This window comes from Xanthomonas chitinilytica, assembly GCF_026107455.2.
Taxonomy (GTDB): domain Bacteria; phylum Pseudomonadota; class Gammaproteobacteria; order Xanthomonadales; family Xanthomonadaceae; genus Stenotrophomonas; species Stenotrophomonas chitinilytica.
The window spans coordinates 109,157-129,812 of sequence record NZ_JAPCHY010000012.1 but is presented as its reverse complement, the minus strand read 5'-3'; the positions used below and the strand labels follow the sequence as shown (position 1 = coordinate 129,812).

Here is a 20,656-nt window from a genome sequence, read left to right as displayed (position 1 = left end):
GGGGAAACCGGCATGTCCAACAATCCGTCCGAGTTCCGGCAGAAACCGGTCAAGCGCGTGGTCATCGCCGGTGGCGGCACCGCCGGCTGGATGGCCGCGGCCGCGCTGTCGCGCACCCTGGGGCGGACGCTGGACATCACCCTGGTGGAGTCGGAGGAGATCGGCACCGTCGGCGTCGGCGAAGCCACCATCCCGACCCTGGTGACCTTCCACCGCCTGCTCGACATCAAGGAACAGGACTACCTGGCCGCGGTGCAGGGCACGATCAAGCTGGGCATCTCCTTCGAGAACTGGAAGGACGTCGGCCACCGCTACATCCATTCCTTCGGCGTCAGCGGCAAGGACCACTGGTCGGCCGGGTTCCAGCACTTCTGGCTGCGCGGCCGCAAGGAGCAGCTGGCCAGCGACTACAGCGACTACTGCATCGAGCTGCAGGCCGCGCTGCAGGACCGCTTCTCGCACCTGCCGCGCTACCACGTGAACTACGCCTACCACATGGACGCGGCGCTGTACGCGCGCTACCTGCGCGGCTTCAGCGAGCGCTACGGCTGCCGCCGGATCGAGGGCAAGATCGCCGAGGTCGTCCTCGACGACGACGGCTGCATCGGCTCGCTGAAGCTGGAGAACGGCGAGACGATCGAGGGCGACCTGTTCATCGACTGCACCGGTTTCCGCGCGCTGCTGATCGGCAAGGCGCTGGGCGTGGGCTACACCGACTGGTCGCAATGGCTGTTCAACGACAGCGCGCTGGCCGCGCAGACCACCGCGGTGCGCGACGCGGTGCCCTACACCCGCGCGATCGCCGGCAGCGCCGGCTGGCAGTGGCGCATCCCGCTGCAGCACCGGGTCGGCAACGGCATCGTCTATTCCAGCCGCCACATGAGCGACGACGAGGCGCGCGAAACGTTCCTGTCCAGCATCGAGGGCGAGATCATCAAGCAGCCCTGGCCGGTGCGCTTCCGGCCCGGCCAGCGCCAGCAGTGCTGGGCCAGGAACTGCGTGGCCCTGGGCCTGGCCGGCAGCTTCATCGAACCGCTGGAATCGACCACCATCCACCTGATCCAGCGCGGCATCGTGCGCCTGGTGCAGGGCTTCCCGCACGTCATCACCCAGGCCGCCATCGACGAGTACAACGCGCGGCTGGACGAAGAGCTGCAGCACGTGCGCGACTTCGTGATCCTGCACTACCACGCCAGCGACCGCCGCGACACGCCGTACTGGCGCGACATCGCGCAGATGCAGATTCCCGCCTCCCTGCATCGCCGGATCGAGCTGTTCCGCGAGACCGGCACCGTGTTCCACGTGCCCGGCGAACTGTTCGCCGAGAACTCGTGGATCCAGGTGATGATGGGGCAAGGCATCGAACCGAAGCGCTACCACCCGGTGGCCGACACCATGGCGCGCGAGGACCTCACCCGGTTCCTCGACGACATCCGCCGCAACGTGCTCGACACCGTGCGCCAGTTCCCGGCGCACATGGACTACCTGCGCAGCTATTCCCCCAGCCCGCGCCCCTGACACCAGGGCGCATGGCGGCAGCGGCGGCGCGCTACTCCGCCTCCGCCGCGACCTGGAACGGGAAGTTGGCGTAGGCGGCATGCCCGCGACCGTCGTGGACCTCGACGAACAGCCGGTAGTTGCCCGGCCGCGCCGGGGCATCGAAGCGCAGGGTGCCGTCGCCGCCGTCGTCCATGGCCACCTCCACCTGCGGCGGCACCTGTTCCGGATCGCCGCCGATCGAGGTGGCGGTGCTTTCCTCCAGCAGCCGCCAGCGGTAGTCCAGCGCATCGCCTTCGTCATCCTTCGCTTCGACCCGCGCCTCATGGCTGCGGCCCGCGCGCAACACGACGCTGTCCGTCGCCGCCTTCCCGTCCAGGCGGATCGGCGAGATCGCCGGGGCGCGGTTGTCCGGCCAGCGCCCGGTCCACAGCCGGGTCATCGCATCCACCCCGGGCGTGCTCTCGCCCGAGGGCAGGAACAGGCCGTACCAGGTGGGCGTGCGCTCCTGCTTGTTGCCCCACAGGAATACGTACGAGCCCAGGCATTGCCGGGTATCGCTGGCGATGTAGCGCCGGTAGCGCTCGATCAGCAGCCCGGCCTTGCGCGAGGCATCGTCCTCGACCGGCGCGCCCCAGGCCGTCAGCGGGCTTTCCCAGTGCCCGGTGGGACCCCATTCGGTGACGATGTAGGGCCCGGTCCAGGCACTGGCGCGCAGTTTTTCCGGCAGCTCGGAGATGTCGCCGTACAGCTGGATGCCGATCAGGTCCAGCGAGCCGGCGCGCGCCTTCAACAGCGCGATCAGCTCCGGATCGAAACCGGCCAGCGTGGTCATCACCGGATGCTCGGGATCGACCTCGTGGATCATGTCCGCGATCCGGCCCACCGCATCCCATACCGCCGGATTGCGGTATTCCAGGTTCAGTTCGTTGCCGACCACCCACATCAGCACTGCCGGGTGGTCCTTGTACAGCCGTACCTCGTCGCGGATGCGCTGCAGCTGGAGTTCCACCGCCTGCGCGTCGTCGTAGTCGAAGCCGTGCCGCTCGCGCGCCACCTCGATGCCCATGGCGACCATCAGGCCGTTGCGCTGTGCGCGGTCCAGCAGGGTACGCACCTGCGCATGATCGGTGCCGGTGCTCCAGGTACGGAACGAATTGCCGCCGCGCGCCGCCAGCGCCTCCTGGTCGCCGCTGGCCAGGCCCGCGCCCTTGACCTGGAACGGCTGTCCATTGACCAGCAGGCGGTAGCCCTGCCCTTCCTGGACGATGCGCACCTTCGACGGCCCTTCCACGGGAGCCGGATCGGGCGCGGCGGCCGCCCGCGACGGGATGCACCACAGCAGGGCCAACATCATCGACAACACGATCCGCATACGGCGCGCCTCCGGCAATTCGACGGGATCGCCACCGCACGCCTCGCGACCGGTGGCACGGTCGGCCGCCATGGTGCCATGCCCCCGCCTCCTGCGGGCGCAGCAGCGGCAGCGACGCGAAACGACCGGCCCAGCCCCGCCTGCATTGCCGGAGGCGCACCGGATGGAACCGGTTGCGCCGCCACCGCCCATCGGCCAGCAGGCCCCGCCCGACGGGCCCGGCGCGAACCACCGCACACCCTTGGCACGCCTTTATTGCCAGTGTGTTTAATTCCTGTTAATGATTGTTGCGGCGCAGCACACCAATAGGGTCTGCTGGCCATCGAGGAGAGCGGCACCGCCACCACACGACATCCAACACAACTTCCGGGGACGTATGCATGGACATGAGAAAGAAGTGCGCGCGCGTTTCAATGACGCAATTGTCGTCCGCAGTGAAAGGGGCCCTGGCCGCCGCGGTACTGGCCACCACCGGCGCCGCCATGGCGCAGACGCCCGAATCGGAAGCAACACCGGCCGGCACCGACCAGGCCACCACCCTGGACACGGTCTCGGTGCTGGGTACCCGCAGCCGACCGCGATCGGTTTCCTCTTCCGCCGCGCCCATCGACATCATCGGCGGCGATGAGTTCCGCAACCAGGGCGCGACCGACGCGCTCGACCAGCTGCGGGTGCTGGTGCCGTCGTTCAACGTCAGCACCATCCCGATCGACGATGCCGCCAGCCTGATCCGCCCGGCCAACCTGCGCGGCCTGCCGCCGGACAACACGCTGGTGCTGGTCAACGGCAAGCGCTTCCACCGCTCGGCGGTCATCACCTTCCTCGGCCACGGCCTGTCCGACGGCGCGCAGGGACCGGACCTGTCGGTGTTCCCGTCGCTGGCGCTGGAACAGGTGGAAGTGCTGCGCGACGGCGCGGCCGCGCAGTACGGCTCCGACGCCATCGCCGGGGTCATCAACTTTGGCCTGAAGAAGCTGCGCGAAGGCGGCAGCGCCGAGGTCTTCGCCGGCGAATACTACGAAGGCGACGGCTTCACCACCCAGTACTCGGCGCAGATCGGCCTGCCGCTGACTGAACGCGGCTACGCCACGCTGACCGCCGAGTGGCGCGAGGCCGACGCCACCTCGCGCAGCGTGCAGCGCGACGATGCCGCCGCGGCCGCCGCCGCCGGTTATCCGGACATCCCCGACCCGGCGCAGATCTGGGGTTCGCCGAAGGTCAAGGAGGACTTCAAGTTCGTCGCCAACCTGGGCATTTCCGGCGACAGCGCCGACTACTACCTGTTCGGCAACTACGCCAAGCGCGACGTGGACGGCGGCTTCTACTACCGCGACCCGACCTCGCGTTCCGGCGTCTACTCCAACGACGGCGGCGAAACCCTGCTGGTCGGCAGCCTGAGCGGCAGCGGTGCCTGCCCGGTGGTGGCGTTGCGCGACGGCAGCGGCAACCTGCTGCCCTACAGCACGGTCAGCGCCGCGGTCGCCGCGCTGCCGGCGGACTGCTTCAGCTTCCTTTCGCTGTTCCCGGGCGGCTTCACTCCCCGCTTCGGCGGCAAGCTGGAGGACAGTTCGGTCGTGGCCGGCGCCCGCGGCACCTGGGGCAGCGACTGGCACTGGGACGTGAGCGCTTCGTACGGCCGCAACGAAATCGACTTCTACATCTACAACACGGTCAACGCCTCGCTCGGCCCGGACCAGCCCGCCGGCTACCGGTTCAAGCCCGGCGGCAACGTGCAGACCGAGACCGGCTTCAACTTCGACGTCGGCAGGGATTTCGAGACCGGCTTCAGCGCCCAGCCGCTGAGCCTGGCGGCGGGCGTGGAATGGCGCAAGGAAAGTTTCGAGATCGTCGCCGGCGATGCCGCCTCGACCGGCATCGGGCCGCTGACCGAGCAGGGCTTCGCGCTGGGATCGAACGGCTTCAACGGCTTCAACCCGCGCACCGCCGGCACCTTCGACCGCAAGAACTGGGCGCTGTACCTGGATGCGGAACTGCAGTTCACCGAGAGCCTGCTGCTGGCCGCGGCGGTGCGCCACGAGGACTTCGACGACTTCGGCAGCACCACCAACGGCAAGCTGACCGGCCGCTACGACTTCACCGATGCCTTCGCCATCCGCGGCGCGGTCAGCACCGGCTTCCGCGCGCCGACGCCGGGACAGGCCAACGTCAGCCAGATCAGCACGGTGTTCGCCGGGACCGGGCTGGTCGACATCGCCACGCTGCCGCCGACCAACCCCATCGCCGAACTGAAAGGCGCACGGCCGCTGACGCCGGAGGAATCGAAGAACCTCTCGCTGGGCCTGGTCTGGAGCAGCGGCGACTGGCTGTTCACCCTGGACGGCTACCGGATCGAGGTGGAGGACCGCATCGCCCTCAGCACCAGCTTCGAACTGACCGACGCCGAGCGCGCGGCGCTGGTGGCGGCGGGCAATCCGGAAGCGGCCTCGATCACCTCGGTCACCTATTTCGGCAACGCCTTCGACACCACCACCACCGGCGTGGACCTGGTGACCAGCTACGCCAGCGACCATTTCGGCGGCAAGACCACCTACTCGCTCGCGGCCAACTGGAACCGGACCGAGGTGGACCGCTACAACGCCGACTTCGTCGACGAGGCGCGCGTGTACAAGCTGGAGAAGTCGCTGCCGCGGACCAAGGGCTACTTCAGCATCAACCACCAGCGCGAGATCTTCCACACCAACCTGCGCCTGAGCTACTACGGCTCGTGGTACGAGGACCATGTGGACAGCGGCGTCATTTCCGCCGAGGACGGCGGCCTGCCGATCCACGACGGCAGCGCGGTCATCGTCGATGCCGAAGTGGGCTGGACGTTTCCTTCCGGCCTGTACGTCAACGTCGGCGCGCAGAACCTGTTCGACAAGACCCCGGTCGACAACCCGTGGGGCGCGTCGGTGGCCGGCGCGGCCTACCCGGTGCATTCGCCGTACGGCTTCAACGGCGGCTTCTATTACGTGCGGCTGGGCTGGAACTTCTGAAGCAGCAGGGTCGGCACACGCCAGTGTGATGGCGCGATGCCCCCGGGTTCCGGGGGCATCGCCTCTGCCGCCCGGGCGGCACGCGCCCGCGTTCATGGCGCAGCGCAGCTTGTCCCTGCCCTGGCCCGCACCTACACTGCGCCGGCCACAGGTGTCCTGCCGCCATACCGGCGCGCAGGGTGAAACGGGAAGCCGGTCCAATGCCGGCGCTGCCCCCGCAACGGTAGGCGAGAAAACCCGGCACGGACCACTGCGATATCGCGGGAAGGCGTCGGGGTGATGCCCACAGGCATCGCTCGCGAGCCCGGAGACCGGCCAGTGGCGGGCGTCGTCGCGACGTCCTTCTCGGGTGTTGCGGTGGGCAACCGGACGAGCTGGCTCGACGCACGTCCCCTGCATCGAATCGACTTGTCTCGCTCCGCATCCCCGTTCTCGCGGGTTGGCGATTCGGAGGCAGGACAATGAACCAGATGGGCAATGGGGCGACCGCAGTCGCGACCGTCAAGCTCTTGATCGACGGCAGGTTCGTCGAATCCACATCCACGCAATGGCGCGAGGTGGTCAATCCGGCCACCCAGGCGGTGCTGGCGCGCGTGCCGTTCGCCACGCCGGCCGAGGTGGATGCGGCGGTGGACGCGGCCAGGCGCGCCTTCGCGACCTGGCGCAAGACCCCGATCGGCGCGCGTGCGCGGATCTTCCTCAAGTACCAGCAGCTGATCCGCGAGCACATGGCCGAGCTGGCGGCGATCCTGACCGCCGAGCAGGGCAAGACCCTGCCCGACGCCGAGGGCGACGTGTTCCGCGGCCTGGAGGTGGTGGAGCACGCCGCGGCCATCGGCAACCTGCAGCTGGGCGAGCTGGCCAACAACGTCGCCAGCGGCGTCGACACCTACACCCTGCTGCAGCCGCTGGGCGTATGCGCCGGCATCACCCCGTTCAACTTCCCGGCGATGATCCCGCTGTGGATGTTCCCGATGGCCATCGCCACCGGCAACACCTTCGTGCTCAAGCCGTCCGAGCAGGACCCGCTGGTGACCATGCGGCTGGTGGAACTGGCGCTGGAGGCCGGCATTCCCGCCGGCGTGCTCAACGTGGTGCACGGCGGCGAGGACGTGGTCAACGCGATCTGCGACCACGCCGACATCAAGGCGGTGTCGTTCGTCGGCTCGACCCGCGTGGGCACCCACGTCCATCAGCGCGCCAGCCTGGCCGGCAAGCGCGTGCAGTGCATGATGGGCGCCAAGAACCATGCCGTGGTGCTGCCCGACGCCAACCGCGAACAGACCCTCAACGCGATGGTCGGCGCCGCCTTCGGCGCGGCCGGGCAGCGCTGCATGGCGGCTTCGACCGCGGTGCTGGTGGGCGAGGCGCAGGCATGGATTGCCGAGCTGGTGGCCAAGGCGAAGACGCTCAAGGTCAATGCCGGCACCGAGCCGGGCACCGACGTCGGCCCGCTGATCTCCTGCGCCGCGCGCCAGCGCGTCGAGGCGCTGATCGCCTCCGGCATCGAGCAGGGCGCGACGCTGGAACTGGACGGCCGCAACCCGGCGGTGCCGGGCTACGAGAACGGCAACTTCGTCGGCCCGACCATCTTCTCCGGCGTCAAGCCGGGCATGCGCATCTACGACGAGGAGATCTTCGGCCCGGTGCTGGTGATCCTGGCCGCCGAGACCCTGGACGAGGCGATCGCGCTGGTCAACGCCAATCCCAACGGCAACGGCACCGCGGTGTTCACCCAGAGCGGCGCCGCCGCGCGCCGCTTCCAGGAGGACATCGACGTCGGCCAGGTCGGCATCAACGTGCCGATCCCGGTACCGGTGCCGCTGTTCTCGTTCACCGGCTCGCGCGCCTCCAAGCTCGGCGACCTGGGTCCGTACGGCAAGCAGGTGGTGATGTTCTACACCCAGACCAAGACCGTGACCCAGCGCTGGTTCGACGACGAGACACTGGGCCACGGCGTCAACACCACGATCAGCCTGAAATGATGGCCGCGGTCATGGATGTCCACGCCATCGCCCGCACCATGCCCGGGTTGAGCGAGGAGCAGCAGGCCTTCCGCGAGGCCGCGCGCGACTTCGCGCTGGCCGAACTGGCGCCGCACGCGGCGCGCTGGGACGCGCAGGGCGAGTTCCCGCGCGAGGCCATCGCCAGGGCCGGCGAACTCGGCTTCTGCGGGCTCTACACCGACGAGGCGGCCGGCGGCACCGGCCTGGGCCGGCTCGATGCGGCCATCGTGTTCGAGGAACTGGCCGCGGTCGACCCCTCCACCGCCGCCTTCATCAGCATCCACAACATGGCGACCTGGATGCTGGCCGCGCACGCCCGGCCGCAGCTGCGCGCCGCCTGGGGACCGCCGCTGGCCAGCGGCGCGAAGCTGGCCTCGTACTGCCTGACCGAGCCCGGCGCCGGCTCCGACGCGGCCTCGCTGAAGACCCGCGCCGAGCGCGACGGCGACCACTACCTGCTCAACGGCAGCAAGGCCTTCATCTCCGGCGCCGGCGCCACCGACCTGCTGGTGGTGATGGCGCGCACCGGCGACGCCGGCGCGCGCGGCATCAGCGCGTTCGCGGTGCCGGCCGATACCCCGGGCATCGTCTATGGCCGCAAGGAAGAGAAGCTGGGCTGGAACAGCCAGCCCACCCGCGGGATCGCCTTCGAGAACGTACGGGTCCCGGCCGATCACCTGCTCGGCAACGAGGGCGACGGCTTCCGCATCGCGATGAAGGGCCTGGACGGCGGCCGCATCAACATCGCCGCCTGCTCGCTGGGCGCCGCGCAGGGCGCGCTGGATGCGGCGCGCCGCTACATGGGCGAGCGCAGCCAGTTCGGGCAGAAGCTGGCGCAGTTCCAGGCGCTGCAGTTCAAGCTGGCCGACATGGCCACCCAGCTGGTCGCGGCGCGGCAGATGGTGCACACCGCCGCGCGCAAGCTCGACGCCGGCAGCGGCGATGCCACCGTCTGGTGCGCGATGGCCAAGCGCTTCGCCACCGATGCCGGCTTTTCCGTCTGCAACGAGGCGCTGCAGATCCACGGCGGCTACGGCTACATCCGCGAGTATCCGATCGAACGCCTGCTGCGCGACTGCCGGGTGCACCAGATCCTGGAAGGCACCAACGAAATCATGCGCGTGATCATCGCGCGCCACCTGCTGAACACCGAAGAGGAACTGCGATGAGTGCATACCGCGACAGGCCGTACGCCGGACTGAAGCTCGAGATCGACGGCCACACCGCGGTCGTCACCCTGGCCAACCCGCCGGCCAACACCTGGACCGTGGACAGCCTGTCCGCATTGCGCGAGCTGGTCGGCGCGCTCGACGGCGACCGCGACATCCATGCGCTGGTGATCACCGGCGAGGGCGCGAAGTTCTTCTCCGCCGGCGCCGACCTCGGGCAGTTCGCCTCCGGCGACAAGGCGCACGCGCGCGAAGCCGCGCGCCGCTTCGGCGAGGCGTTCGAGGCGCTGTCGCGGTTCCGCGGCGTGTCGATCGCCGCGATCAACGGCTACGCCATGGGCGGCGGGCTGGAATGCGCGCTGGCCTGCGACCTGCGCATCGCCGAGGAACAGGCGCAGCTGGCGCTGCCGGAAGCCAGCGTCGGCCTGCTGCCGTGCGCCGGCGGCACCCAGAACCTGCCGCGGCTGGTCGGCGAAGGCTGGGCCAAGCGCATGATCCTGCTGGGCGAGCGCGTCGATGCCGCCGCCGCACTGCGCATCGGCCTGGTCGAGGAAGTGGTGGCAACGGGCCAAGCGAAGGCGCGCGCGCTGGAATGGGCGGCCCAGGCCGCCAGGCAGAGCCCGACCAGCGTCGCCGCCAGCAAGCGGCTGGTGCAGGCCACGCGCGCGCAGAGCCACGCCAGCGCGCTGGTGGCCGAGCGCGAGGCCTTCGTCGACCTGTTCGACAGCGCCGACCAGAGCGAAGGCGTCGCCGCCTTCCTCGACAAGCGCGCGCCGCAATGGAAGAACGCATGAGCGACACCCCCGCCACGACCGCAGCGCCGGTGCTGTTCGAGGAGCGCATCGTCGGCAACGGCAAGCGCCTGGGCGTGGCCACGCTCAACTCGCCGAAGACGCTCAACGGGCTGTCGCTGGAGATGGCGCGCCTGCTCGACGCGCAGCTGATCCGCTGGGCCGGCGACAATGGCATCGCGCTGGTGCTGTTGCAGGGCGCCGGCGAGAAGGCGTTCTGCGCCGGCGGCGACCTGCACGGGCTGTACCGCGGCATGCGTGACTACCAGGCGGCCGGCACCGGCGACATCCGCGACAACGCCCACGCGCGCGACTTCTTCGCCCGCGAATACCGGCTCGACCATCGCATCCACCGTTATCCCAAGCCGCTGCTGTGCTGGGGCCACGGCATCGTCATGGGCGGCGGCATCGGGCTGATGTCCGGCGCCGGCCACCGCGTGGTCAGCGAGCGCTCGAAGCTGGCGTTCCCGGAAATCAGCGTCGGCCTGTACCCGGACGTGGGCGGCAGCTGGCTGCTGAACCGGGTGCCGGATCGCGGCGGCCTGTTCCTGGCGCTGACCGGCGCGCCGCTAGGCGCCGGCGATGCGATCCACGCCGGGCTGGCCGACCATCACATCGCCGAGGCGCGCCGTGGTGACGTACTGGCCACGCTGTTCGACAGCGACTGGAGCGGCGACGCGGATAGCGACCGGCAGCGGCTGACCGCGCTGCTGCAGTCGTTCGCGCAACCGGCCGAGGCCGGCCCGCTGCAGCGCCACGCCGCGTTGATCGCCGCGGTTTGCGGCCATCAGCGGCTGGAGGACATCGTCGCCGCCATCGCCGCCATCGACCTGGACGACGCCTGGCTGCAGAACGCGAAAGCCGCGCTGGCCGCCGGCGCCCCCGGCTCGGCCCGGCTCGGCTTCGAACTGCAACGGCGCGCCGCGACGCTGTCGCTGGCCGATACCTTCCGCCTGGAATACCTGGTCTCGCTGCATTGCGCCGCGCACGGCGACTTCGCCGAGGGCATCCGTGCGCTGCTGATCGACAAGGACCGCAACCCGCGCTGGAACCCGGCCACGCTGGCCGAGGCCACCCCGGCCTGGGCCGAGACCTTCTTCACCGCACCCTGGCCGGCCGACGCGCACCCGCTGGCCGAGCTGGGCACCGACACGGAGATTTCCGCATGAGCCGCATCGCCTTCATCGGCCTGGGCAACATGGGCGGGCCGATGGCCGCCAACCTGCTCAAGGCCGGGCACCGCCTGCGCGTGTTCGACCTGGCCGCCGCCGCGGTCGAAGCCGCGGTCGCGGCCGGCGCCAGTGCCGCCACCAGCGCCGGCGAGGCGGTCGCCGACGCCGAGGTGGTGATCTCGATGCTGCCGGCCAGCCGCCACGTCGAGGGCCTGTACCTGGGCGAGAGCGGCCTGCTGGCCGCCATCCCGGCCGGCGCGCTGGTGATCGACTGCAGCACCATCGCCCCGGCCTCGGCGCAGAAGGTGGCCGCGGCCGCCGCCGCGCGCGGCCTGCGGATGATCGATGCTCCGGTCTCCGGCGGCACCGCCGGCGCGGCCGCCGCCACCCTGACCTTCATCGTCGGCGGCGACGCCGCGGTGCTGGAACGCGCGCGGCCGCTGCTGCAGGCGATGGGGAAGAACATCTTCCACGTCGGCGGCAGCGGCGCCGGCCAGGTCGCCAAGCTGTGCAACAACATGGCGCTGGGCACGATCATGGCGGTCACCGGCGAGGCGCTCGCGCTCGGCGTCGCCCATGGCCTGGACCCGGAGGTGCTGTCGCGGATGATGGCGGTCAGCACCGGCCGCAGCTGGGCCACCGAGGTCTGCAACCCCTGGCCCGGCGTGCTGGAGAGCGCGCCGGCCTCGCGCGGCTACCGCGGCGGCTTCGGCAACGACCTGATGCTCAAGGACCTGGGGCTGGCGGCGGAAGCGGCGATGGCCGTGGGCGCCTCGATCCCGCTGGGCGAACTGGCGCGCAACCTGTACGCGATGAACAGCCGCGCCGGCAACGGCGCGCTGGACTTCTCCAGCGTGGTCAAGCTGGTGGCGAAGGACGCATGAACGCTCCGGTGCGCGAGAAGCTGACCCTGCCCGGCGGCGGCGACCGGCTGCTGCTGCATTCGTGCCGCGCGCCGTGCTCGGGCGGGCTGATGGACGCCTTCGTCGTGTCCGGGATCGACTACACCGTCTTCTTCCACACCCCGACATCCACCCGCTGAAGGAATACGAGCTGCGCAAGGAGGAGAACTTCCGCTTCGCGCAGAAGCACGGCGTGCCGCTTGTCGATGCCGACTCCGACACCGACAACTGGTTCGCCCGCGCCAGGGGCACGGAGAACGAACCCGAGCGCGGCCTCCGCTGCACCATGTGCTTCGACATGCGCTTCGAGCGCACCGCGCTGTACGCGCACGAGCACGGCTTCCCGGTGATCACCAGTTCGCTGGGCATCTCGCGCTGGAAGAACATGCAGCAGATCACCGACTGCGCCGTACGCGCCGCCACGCCTTACGCCGGCCTGCTCTACTGGGACTGCGACTGGCGCAAGGGCGGCGGCGCCTCGCGGATGATCGGGATCAGCAAGCGCGAACGTGTCTGCCAGCAGGAGTACTGCGGCTGCGTCCATTCGCTGCGCGACAGCAACCGCCACCGGGTCGCGCGCGGGCGCGGCAAGATCAGGTTCGGCCTGCTGTACTACGGTGACGAGGGCGATGCCGCCGGGTCGGAGGCATACGTTGTCGAAGAGGTCCACGGTTTGTTGCCAACGGTGGCCAGCCATCTACAACCCACCACTTCGTCATTCCCGCGAAGGCGGGAATGACGGAATATTGTTCCGACCCACCCATCCACGTGCCCGGATTTGCATCGAAAGCACGCACTGGCGCAGTGCCCCGTCACACCAGCCGCCGCTCGGCGGTGCAGGGCGGCGTATCCGGATAGTCGCCGCAGCGGAAGCGCGCCTGCAGGTCGCGCCACCCCTGCGGGTCGAACAGCTGGCCGTGGGCTTCGCGCACCGCCGCCGGCGGTGTCGTCCGGATTCCCGCTTTCGCGGGAATGACGAATTACCGCCCTGATCCACCCATCCACATGCCCGGATCGCACCGAAAGCACGCACTGGAACAGTGCCCCGTCACGCCAGCCGCAGTTCGGCGGTGTACGGCGGCGTGTCCGGGTAGTCGCCGCAGCGGAAGCGCGCCTGCAGGTCGCGCCACCACTGCGGGTCGAACAGCTGGCCGTGGGCTTCGCGCACCGCCGCCAGCTGCGCCGCCGGCAGTCCCATGAACAGCGGGAAGCGCTCGGGGAAGACGTCGTTCGGCGCGACGTGGAACCACGGCTCGGCGGCCATCGCCTCCTCCTCGCTGCGCGGCTGCGGCCAGTCGCGGAAGTGGCAGTCGGTGACCAGGCACAGCTCGTCGTAGTCGTAGAACACGGCGCGGCCGTGGCGCGACACGCCGAAGTTCTTCAGCAGCATGTCGCCGGGGAAGATGTTGTTGCGGGCCATGTCGGCGATGGCCTGGGCGTAGTCCAGCGCCGCCGCGCGCGCGGCCTGCGGCCCCTGCTCGCGCAGGTACAGGTTGAGCGGGCGGAAGCGGCGCTGGACGTAGCATAGCGAGATCACCACGTCCTCGCCGTCGCGGGCCACGCTGCGGCTGCAGCTCTCCAGCAGGTCGTCCAGCAGCGCCGGCGAGAACCGCGACGCCGGGAAGCGCAGGTAGCGGTAGGGCTGGGCGTCGAGCAGGCGGCCGATGCGATCCAGGTTGAACACCAGCGCGTACTTGTCCTCCACGTCCTGCCGGCTCATGGTCTTGGGCCAGGCGAAGCGGTCGCGGATCAGCTTGAACACCAGCGGATAGCTGGGCAGGGTGAACACCGCCATCACCATGCCCGGGGTGCCTTCGGCATGCACCAGCCGTTCGTTGGGGTGCTGCTGGAAGTGGCGGAAGAAGGTGCGGAAGCGCTCGGTCTTGCCCTGCTTGGCGCGGCCGAGCACGGTGTAGATCTCGTCGATGGGCTTGCCCGGCAGCAGGCTGCGCAGGAACACCACCGCGTCGCCGACCGTGGCCAGGTCGGCCTGGAAATAGCTGCGCGAGACGCCGAACAGGTGCGCCACGTCGCGGCGCCGGCTCAGCACCGCCTCGGCGCGCAGCTTGCCGCCATCGTTGACCAGCGCGATCACGCACGGCGAGAACCGGTGCTCGCCGAACACGCGTCCCACCAGGTAGGCGCGACGCTCGCGGTAGAACACGGTGTCCAGCAGCTCGATGCCGCGTACCGGATGCTCGCCCCAGTGCGCCAGGTCGTCCTGCAGCCGCACCGCGATCGCCGCCGCGCATCGCAGCTGGTGGGCATAGGGCACGTCGAAGCGGTAGTCGCCCAGCACCCGCATGAAGGCGTCGGCCGGGCGCGTTTCCGACACCGCGTAGCTGTGCCGCGCCACCGGGTGGGTGATCGCATCGGACGGTTCGACGTCCATCGCGATGAACTCGATGGCCGCATCGACGCCGCGGGTGGCGAACAGGCGCCGGGTCAGGGTGTTGTAGAAGGTCTTGTACAGCTCGCAGTCGATCGACCCGGCGACCAGTCCGCCGAATGCCTGCCGTACCTGCTGCCAGGTCCCGTGCCGGTGCCCGGCCGCGCCCGCCATCGCCTGCAGGCGGTCCATGCATTCGCCGATGCACACGTCGTACAGCTCGATGCGCTCGACCGCGTCCTCGCGCGCCGCCGCCCAGTCGCATCGCTCGAAGCGGACGCGCGCGCGCCGGGTGATCGCAGCGAAGCGCGCGTGGTAGTCCTCGAAGCCGTCGCGGATGCAGGCGGCGATGGCCTGCGCGGGTTCGGCGGGGGTCATCGCGCCTCCGGCCGGAGGCATGGGCGAAACGGCGGCATTGCGGGAATCCGGGAAGAACCGGACCTCACCCTACCGCAACGGCGGTGCCGCCGGGAGCGGCCGCATGGCAATGTGTAGGAGCGACGTGAGTCGCGACGGGGCGTTGCCGGGAAAGCCCGTCGCGACTCACGTCGCTCCTACAGCAGCTTCCGCGGGCCGTTTCCATCGGCGGAAAGACGAAAACCCGCATAGCCGAAGCGAAACGGTCGGAGCGTGGTCAACGCGCAGCGGCGGCATGCAGTCCCCGGCTGCACCGGCACCGCCGGAGCGGCTGCATGGCAACCCGTAGGAGCGACGTGAGTCGCGACGGGGCGTTACCGGGAAAGCCCGTCGCGACTCACGTCGCTCCTGCGGGGCTGACGCTGGTCGCTTTCGTCAGCGATTCCATGAAAAAACCCGCATCGCCGGAGCGATGCGGGTTCGGTCAGACGACCGCGTGCGATGCGCTCAGAGCGCGGCCAGCGCGGCGTTGAAGGTCGCGCTGGGACGCATCGCCTTGCCGGCCTTGTCCAGGTCCGGGCGATAGTAGCCACCGATGTCCACCGGCTTGCCCTGCACCGCGACCAGCTCGTCGACGATCTTCCGCTCGTTGGCGCCCAAGGCCTCGGCCAGCGGCGCGAACTTCGCCTTCAGCGCCGCGTCCTCGTCCTGTGCGGCCAGCGCCTGCGCCCAGTACATCGCCAGGTAGAAGTGGCTGCCGCGGTTGTCGATGGTGCCGAGCTTGCGGCCCGGCGAGCGGTCGTTGTCGAGGAACTTGCCGTTGGCCTCGTCCAGCGCCTTGGCCAGTACGCCGGCGGCCTTGTTGCCGTAGCGCTCGGCCAGGTGTTCCAGCGACGCGGCCAGGGCCAGGAACTCGCCCAGCGAATCCCAGCGCAGGTAGTCCTCCTCGACGAACTGCTGCACGTGCTTGGGCGCCGAGCCGCCGGCGCCGGTCTCGAACAGGCCGCCGCCGGCCATCAGCGGCACGATCGACAGCATCTTGGCGCTGGTGCCCAGCTCCATGATCGGGAACAGGTCGGTCAGGTAGTCGCGCAGCACGTTGCCGGTCACCGAGATGGTGTCCTGGCCCTTGCGGATGCGCTCGAGCGAGAACTTCGTCGCTTCCACCGGCGGCAGGATGCGGATGTCCAGGCCGCTGGTGTCGTGGTCCTTCAGGTAGGTCTCGACCTTGGCGATCACCTGCGCGTCATGGGCGCGGTTGCCGTCCAGCCAGAACACCGCCGGCGTGCCGCTCAGGCGCGCGCGGTTGACCGCCAGCTTGACCCAGTCCTGGATCGGCGCGTCCTTGGCCTGGCACATGCGCCAGATGTCGCCGGCTTCCACCTTGTGCTCGAACACCACGTTGCCGGCGTCGTCGCTGACGCGCACGGTACCGTCGGCCGGAATCTGGAAGGTCTTGTCGTGGCTGCCGTATTCCTCGGCCTTCTGCGCCATCAGGCCGACGTTGGGCACCGAACCCATGGTCGCCGGGTCGAACGCGCCGTTGGCCTTGCAGTCGTCGATCACCGCCTGGTACACGCCGGCGTAGCAGCGGTCCGGGATCACCGCCTTGGTGTCCTGCAGCTTGCCCTCGGCGTTCCACATCTTGCCCGAGTCGCGGATCATCGCCGGCATCGAGGCGTCGACGATCACGTCGCTGGGCACGTGCAGGTTGGTGATGCCCTTGTCGGAATTGACCATCGCCAGCGCCGGGCGCTTGCCGTATTCGGCTTCCAGATCGGCCTTGATCGCGGCCTGGATGGCTTCCGGCAGCGACGGCAGCCGCGCGTACAGGTCGCCGATGCCGTTGTTGGGATCGAAGCCGGCCTGCTTGAGCTCGGCGGCGTACTTGTCCAGCACGTCCTTGTAGAACTCCTCGACCACCACGCCGAACATGATCGGGTCGGAGACCTTCATCATGGTCGCCTTCAGGTGCAGCGAGAACAGCACGCCCTGCTTCTTCGCATCGTCGATCTGGGCATCGATGAAGGTGGCCAGCGCGCGCCGCGACATCACCGAGGCGTCGACGATCTCGCCGGCCTTGACCGCGGTCTTCTCCTTCAGCACCACGGTCTTGCCGTCGTCCTGAACCAGCTCGATCTTCAGGTTGCCGGCCGCGGCCAGGGTGGCCGACTTCTCGCTGCCGTAGAAATCGCCGGCATCCATGTGCGCCACGTGCGACTTCGAGTCCGCGCTCCACGCGCCCATGCGGTGCGGGTGCTTGCGTGCGTAGTTCTTCACCGACAGCGGCGCGCGGCGGTCGGAGTTGCCTTCGCGCAGCACCGGGTTGACCGCGCTGCCCTTGACCCGGTCGTAGCGCGCCTTGATGTCGCGCGAGACGTCGTCGCTCGGCGTGTCGGGGTAGTTCGGCAGCGCGTAGCCCTGGTCCTGCAGCTCCTTGATCGCGGCCTTGAGCTGCGGTACCGAGGCGCTGATGTTGGGCAGCTTGATGATGTTGGCGTCCGGCGTGGTGGCCAGTTCGCCCAGCTCGGCCAGGTGGTCGCCGATCTTCTGCGCGTCTTCCAGGTAGTCCGGGAACTGCGACAGGATGCGGCCGGCCAGCGAGATGTCGCGGGTCTCCACGGCAATGCCGGCGGTGGCGGTGTAGGCATCGACGATCGGCAGCAGCGACTGCGTGGCCAGGAACGGAGCTTCGTCCGTGAGCGTGTAGATGATCTTCGGCGTGTTGGGCATGGGGGGCGTTGGCTCTCTTGCGGACTCGTTGCGGAACAAGATGGGGTGGACCGGCAAGGCTGCCGGGCAGCGTTCGATCCACCCGCCGGAGGACGTATCCGGAGATGGCCGTTCCTGCGGGAACGGCGCATGCGGAAACCCCCGCATTGTCGCGTTTTCGCCCCCCCGGGGCAAAGAACCGCCATACGCGAACGTACTGCGCAGCGGCACAGGACCTTCCCGCCGGTGCAGCGCATCGCCGGTGCCGGACGGTCGCAACCGCAACCATCGCGGCGACTGCCGCCCTTCGCCGCCCTGGAGCCCTGGCATGAAAGGCTCGCCACTGACGCCGCCCCTGCAACGTCTGCCTGCCGTTGGCAGGAGCGACGTCAGTGGCGACAGGGGACGCCGGCCCCCGCCTCCCCCAACCGGGGGATGGCGAATCAAAAAAAAGGCGCAACCTCGCGGCTGCGCCTGTGCCCTACACCTGCCGGGAGAGAGTTCGGCAGGTGGAAGCCTGTTACTTGACCTCGAACTCCTGCGGCATGCCCACCGGGTTGCCGTCGACCGTGACTTCCGCGCGGTACTTGCCGGCCGGCCAGCCATTGGCGTTGCTGAACTCGATGTTGGTGGTTTCCGCGCCGACGGTGTTGAGCGTGGCGCCCTGCTCGCCGGCCAGCTGGCCGTCCTGGAAGGTGAGCCTGGCGGCGACGTTGGCATTGCTGGCGGTGCCGTCGGTGCGGACCGACACGATGATCTTGTCCTGGGTACCGAGCAGCGCCTTGGGTTCGACCGACTTGTCGGCGGCCGCGGCGTTGCCCACGGTCACCGAGGTCACCGCCACCGGCGTGACCGCGGCCGGGTCGACCGGCGCCGGTTCCGGCGTGGTGGCGGTCGGCGGCGGCAGGGTGTCGGTCACCGACTCTTCCTGCTGCTTCTTGCAGCCTGCCAGCGCCACCGCGCCGGCCAGGGCCAGAACCAGGGTACTGCTGAGCGTGGTCTTGTTCATGGATGTTCCTCTTTGGAATTCGTGGCGGACGCCGGGTTCAGCCCTGCCGTGGCGGCAGGCGCAGGGTCTGTCCGGGAAAGATCTTGTCCGGATCGTCCAGCACGTCGCGGTTGGCTTCGAAGATCCGCTTCCACGCGTTGGCGTCGCCGAGATGCTGCTTGGCGATCTTCGAGAGCGAATCGCCCTTCTGCACGGTGTACTGCTGTTCGCCGGCGATCTCCGCCGTGCTGTCCACCGTGGAGGTGACGCCGGAGAAATCCGCCTTGGGCACCACTTCCGCGGTGCTGTCCACCTTGGCGCTGACCCCGGAAAAATCCGCTTTTTTCTCGGTACTCATGTCGTGGTCCGCTCCTGCTGCGATTGGCGGCCACGGTTGCACAGCGGTTGTTAACGAGGCATCGCGCCGACGTGAAGCCGGCGCGGCCCCGTTCATGCGCTCACTGGCGGACGTCGCGCAGCGCCGGCACCACCCCGGCGACATCGGCGCTGGCGCGCCACGGGTTGATGTCCAGCCCGCCACGTCGGGTATAGCGCGCCTCCACCTGCAGCGACTGCGGCCGGCAGTGCCGCATCAGGTCCAGGAAGATGCGCTCCACGCACTGTTCGTGGAATTCGGCGTGGTCGCGGTAGCTGACCAGGTAGCGCAGCAGCCCTTCGCGGTCGATGCGCGGGCCGCGGTAGCGGATGACCACGCCGGCCCAGTCCGGCTGGCCGGTGACCGGGCAGTTGGACTTGAGCAGCGCCGAGGCCAGGGTCTCGTCCGCCTCGACCGTTTCGTCGACCGCCAGGAAGCGCGCCTGCGGCGGGCCGTAGCAGTCGATGTCCACGTCCAGCAGGTCGATGTTCTCGCCCTCGCCCACGGCATCGACCGGCGGCAGCCCGAATTCCACCAGCACGTCGGCGCCGGCGCGCACGGACAGGTCCACGGCGATGCGCTCGCGCACGGCCTCGGCGCTGTTGAAACGTTCGGCATTGAGCGAGTTGAGGTAGAGCTTGAGCGACTTGGATTCGATCAGGTTGGGCGAGTCGCACGGCACCAGCAGGGTGGCGGTGGCCACGCACGGCTTGCCGCGGGCGTCGAGCCATCCCAGTTCGTAGGCGTGCCAGCGGTCGTGGCCGATGAACGGCAGGCCGGCATCGTCGATGCCGATCTCGGCGCGCGCGCCTGCGCGCGGGATCGGGAACAGCAGGCCCGGGTCGTACTGCGACGGGTAGGCGACCTCACGGCCCAGGCTGGAATCTTGTGGGGTGTTCATCGGCGTCATTGTATGTGCCACCTGGCGAGAAGGCAGTATGTCCCCGGCCCCTGCACCCGCGCGACCGCGGCCGGCCCCGGCCGCGATCCGCACCACCGCCGCGCCGCGCACGGATCGCCCCGTGCCGGCGCTTCCCCGGGTCCGCCCGCAGGGCGGGCGTCGTCTCAGCTGAACAGCCGCTTCCACCACGGCCGCGCAACCGGCGCCACCGCCTCGTACTGCAGGCGCATCACCTGGCGGCCGTCGCCCAGCGCGGAGGGCGCGTAGACCACATGGATATGTTCCTCGGCGGTACTGCCCAGGGTGTCGCCGTCGCCGATCACCTGTCCGTGCTCGATCAGGTAATCGCAGATCCCGGTCAGCCGGCCGTAGACCTCCCCGGCATCGGCACCGGTGGCCGGGATCTCGACGTCCATCAGGCCGAGCATGTCCATGCCGCGGGTATGGCCGGTCATCGCCCCGTCCTCCGGACGCTGGCCGACGTTGACCGCCACCCAGGCCAGCGGCAGCGGCGCCGGCAACACTTCCCGGGCCAGTTCGCGGAACAGCGCCGGCAGCACCACGTGGTCGGCGCTGCCGAAATACACCGCCTGGATCTCGTCCGACAACGCCACCGCCGAGGCCAGCACCTTGCTCAGCAGCGCGGTCTGGGCGATGCGCTCGCCATGGGTACCGTCGGCGCCGGGCCGCATCACCGTGACGATGGTGTGGGCGGCGTAGTCCACCGGCGCCGGCGTGGCCTTGGGCCAGAGCCGGCTGTGCGCGCAGATCTGTTCGATGTCGTCGCCGATCCGCGCCGGTACCGGCATCAGCGCGATCAGGTAGTCGCCGTAGTCGATGCTCTGCACCTGGGCCTGCCCGTCGTCGGCCGGCAGTTCCTCGCGTGGCGTCGGCCGCAGCAGCGTGGGGTCCAGGTCCGGCCAGTCGTTGCGCAACTGTTCCATCAGGGTGGCGGCATCGAGCTGCGGGTCGGGCTGCGACTGCAGCAGCATGGCCAGGCTTACGGTCATCCGTGTGTCCTTTGT

Annotated in this window: 14 protein-coding genes, 1 pseudogene and 1 riboswitch; of the genes and pseudogenes, 8 read left to right on the top strand and 7 right to left on the bottom strand. The window is 69.5% G+C overall.

The genetic code is table 11. The features are described 5' to 3' along the window. Positions 1 to 12 precede the first annotated feature (12 nt). Complete coding sequence (locus OK345_RS14200) at positions 13 to 1,518, top strand: tryptophan halogenase family protein (RefSeq protein WP_265128636.1); 1,506 nt, start codon at positions 13 to 15, stop codon at positions 1,516 to 1,518. Positions 1,519 to 1,549: 31 nt separating this feature from the next. Here the strand turns inward: OK345_RS14200 and OK345_RS14195 are convergent, their stop codons facing one another. Then, complete coding sequence (locus OK345_RS14195) at positions 1,550 to 2,890, bottom strand: glycoside hydrolase family 2 TIM barrel-domain containing protein (protein ID WP_425510974.1); 1,341 nt, start codon at positions 2,888 to 2,890, stop codon at positions 1,550 to 1,552. A 416-nt stretch (positions 2,891 to 3,306) separates the two neighbouring features. Here OK345_RS14195 and OK345_RS14190 point away from each other — a divergent pair, with 416 nt between their 5' ends. The 7 genes and pseudogenes from OK345_RS14190 (at position 3,307) to OK345_RS14160 (ending at position 12,647) form a co-directional block, all read left to right on the top strand. Next, a complete protein-coding gene (locus tag OK345_RS14190) occupies positions 3,307 to 5,868 on the top strand; it encodes a TonB-dependent receptor plug domain-containing protein (RefSeq protein ID WP_265128635.1) in 2,562 nt (853 codons plus the stop codon). 132 nt (positions 5,869 to 6,000) lie between these two features. Further along, a riboswitch (cobalamin riboswitch) is annotated at positions 6,001 to 6,202 on the top strand. 136 nt (positions 6,203 to 6,338) lie between these two features. Continuing rightward, a complete protein-coding gene (locus OK345_RS14185; RefSeq protein ID WP_265128644.1) occupies positions 6,339 to 7,853 on the top strand; it encodes a CoA-acylating methylmalonate-semialdehyde dehydrogenase in 1,515 nt (504 codons plus the stop codon). Positions 7,854 to 7,864: 11 nt separating this feature from the next. Beyond that, positions 7,865 to 9,043, top strand: a complete 1,179-nt coding sequence (locus OK345_RS14180; protein ID WP_265128634.1) for an acyl-CoA dehydrogenase family protein — start codon at positions 7,865 to 7,867, stop codon at positions 9,041 to 9,043. Next, positions 9,040 to 9,837, top strand: coding sequence for an enoyl-CoA hydratase (locus OK345_RS14175; RefSeq protein WP_265128633.1), 798 nt, complete (start codon positions 9,040 to 9,042; stop codon positions 9,835 to 9,837). The genes OK345_RS14180 and OK345_RS14175 overlap by 4 nt, the downstream gene beginning before the upstream one ends. Further along, entirely contained in the window at positions 9,834 to 11,003 is a 1,170-nt protein-coding gene (locus OK345_RS14170; RefSeq protein WP_265128632.1) for an enoyl-CoA hydratase/isomerase family protein, read from the top strand. Before OK345_RS14175 ends, OK345_RS14170 begins: the two co-directional genes overlap by 4 nt. Then, the gene (mmsB, locus tag OK345_RS14165; protein ID WP_265128631.1) at positions 11,000 to 11,890 is read left to right on the top strand and encodes a 3-hydroxyisobutyrate dehydrogenase; all 891 of its coding nucleotides are present in this window, start codon (positions 11,000 to 11,002) and stop codon (positions 11,888 to 11,890) included. Before OK345_RS14170 ends, mmsB begins: the two co-directional genes overlap by 4 nt. Continuing rightward, positions 11,887 to 12,647: pseudogene (locus OK345_RS14160) on the top strand (epoxyqueuosine reductase QueH). The gene mmsB and the pseudogene OK345_RS14160 overlap by 4 nt, the downstream one beginning before the upstream one ends. 309 nt (positions 12,648 to 12,956) lie before the next feature. Here OK345_RS14160 and aceK read toward each other — a convergent pair. The 6 genes from aceK to OK345_RS14130 form a co-directional block, all read right to left on the bottom strand. Then, a complete protein-coding gene (gene aceK / locus OK345_RS14155) occupies positions 12,957 to 14,675 on the bottom strand; it encodes a bifunctional isocitrate dehydrogenase kinase/phosphatase (protein ID WP_265128630.1) in 1,719 nt (572 codons plus the stop codon). 486 nt (positions 14,676 to 15,161) lie between these two features. Then, entirely contained in the window at positions 15,162 to 17,387 is a 2,226-nt protein-coding gene (locus tag OK345_RS14150; RefSeq protein ID WP_265128629.1) for an NADP-dependent isocitrate dehydrogenase, read from the bottom strand. A gap of 499 nt (positions 17,388 to 17,886) precedes the next feature. Beyond that, positions 17,887 to 18,375 carry a hypothetical protein gene (locus OK345_RS14145; protein WP_265128628.1) on the bottom strand — a complete coding sequence of 163 codons (489 nt, stop codon included), beginning with the start codon at positions 18,373 to 18,375 and terminating at the stop codon, positions 17,887 to 17,889. A gap of 37 nt (positions 18,376 to 18,412) precedes the next feature. After that, positions 18,413 to 18,712 carry a LysM peptidoglycan-binding domain-containing protein gene (locus OK345_RS14140; RefSeq protein ID WP_265128627.1) on the bottom strand — a complete coding sequence of 100 codons (300 nt, stop codon included), beginning with the start codon at positions 18,710 to 18,712 and terminating at the stop codon, positions 18,413 to 18,415. Between the two features lie 100 nt (positions 18,713 to 18,812). Further along, the gene (queF, locus tag OK345_RS14135) at positions 18,813 to 19,631 is read right to left on the bottom strand and encodes an NADPH-dependent 7-cyano-7-deazaguanine reductase QueF (protein WP_265128626.1); all 819 of its coding nucleotides are present in this window, start codon (positions 19,629 to 19,631) and stop codon (positions 18,813 to 18,815) included. 164 nt (positions 19,632 to 19,795) lie between these two features. Further along, entirely contained in the window at positions 19,796 to 20,641 is an 846-nt protein-coding gene (locus tag OK345_RS14130) for a DUF4261 domain-containing protein (protein WP_265128625.1), read from the bottom strand. Positions 20,642 to 20,656 lie beyond the last annotated feature (15 nt).

What these genes read in the sequence shown, in the direction of transcription:
- OK345_RS14175 (WP_265128633.1), top strand. Translation starts at nt 9,040, where the DNA reads ATGAGTGCATACCGCGACAGGCCGTACGCCGGACTGAAGCTCGAGATC.
- OK345_RS14150 (WP_265128629.1), bottom strand. Translation starts at nt 17,387, where the DNA reads ATGCCCAACACGCCGAAGATCATCTACACGCTCACGGACGAAGCTCCG.
- OK345_RS14145 (WP_265128628.1), bottom strand. Translation starts at nt 18,375, where the DNA reads ATGAACAAGACCACGCTCAGCAGTACCCTGGTTCTGGCCCTGGCCGGC.
- OK345_RS14180 (WP_265128634.1), top strand. Translation starts at nt 7,865, where the DNA reads ATGGATGTCCACGCCATCGCCCGCACCATGCCCGGGTTGAGCGAGGAG.
- queF (WP_265128626.1), bottom strand. Translation starts at nt 19,631, where the DNA reads ATGAACACCCCACAAGATTCCAGCCTGGGCCGTGAGGTCGCCTACCCG.
- aceK (WP_265128630.1), bottom strand. Translation starts at nt 14,675, where the DNA reads ATGACCCCCGCCGAACCCGCGCAGGCCATCGCCGCCTGCATCCGCGAC.
- OK345_RS14140 (WP_265128627.1), bottom strand. Translation starts at nt 18,712, where the DNA reads ATGAGTACCGAGAAAAAAGCGGATTTTTCCGGGGTCAGCGCCAAGGTG.
- mmsB (WP_265128631.1), top strand. Translation starts at nt 11,000, where the DNA reads ATGAGCCGCATCGCCTTCATCGGCCTGGGCAACATGGGCGGGCCGATG.
- OK345_RS14170 (WP_265128632.1), top strand. Translation starts at nt 9,834, where the DNA reads ATGAGCGACACCCCCGCCACGACCGCAGCGCCGGTGCTGTTCGAGGAG.
- OK345_RS14200 (WP_265128636.1), top strand. Translation starts at nt 13, where the DNA reads ATGTCCAACAATCCGTCCGAGTTCCGGCAGAAACCGGTCAAGCGCGTG.
- OK345_RS14130 (WP_265128625.1), bottom strand. Translation starts at nt 20,641, where the DNA reads ATGACCGTAAGCCTGGCCATGCTGCTGCAGTCGCAGCCCGACCCGCAG.
- OK345_RS14185 (WP_265128644.1), top strand. Translation starts at nt 6,339, where the DNA reads ATGGGCAATGGGGCGACCGCAGTCGCGACCGTCAAGCTCTTGATCGAC.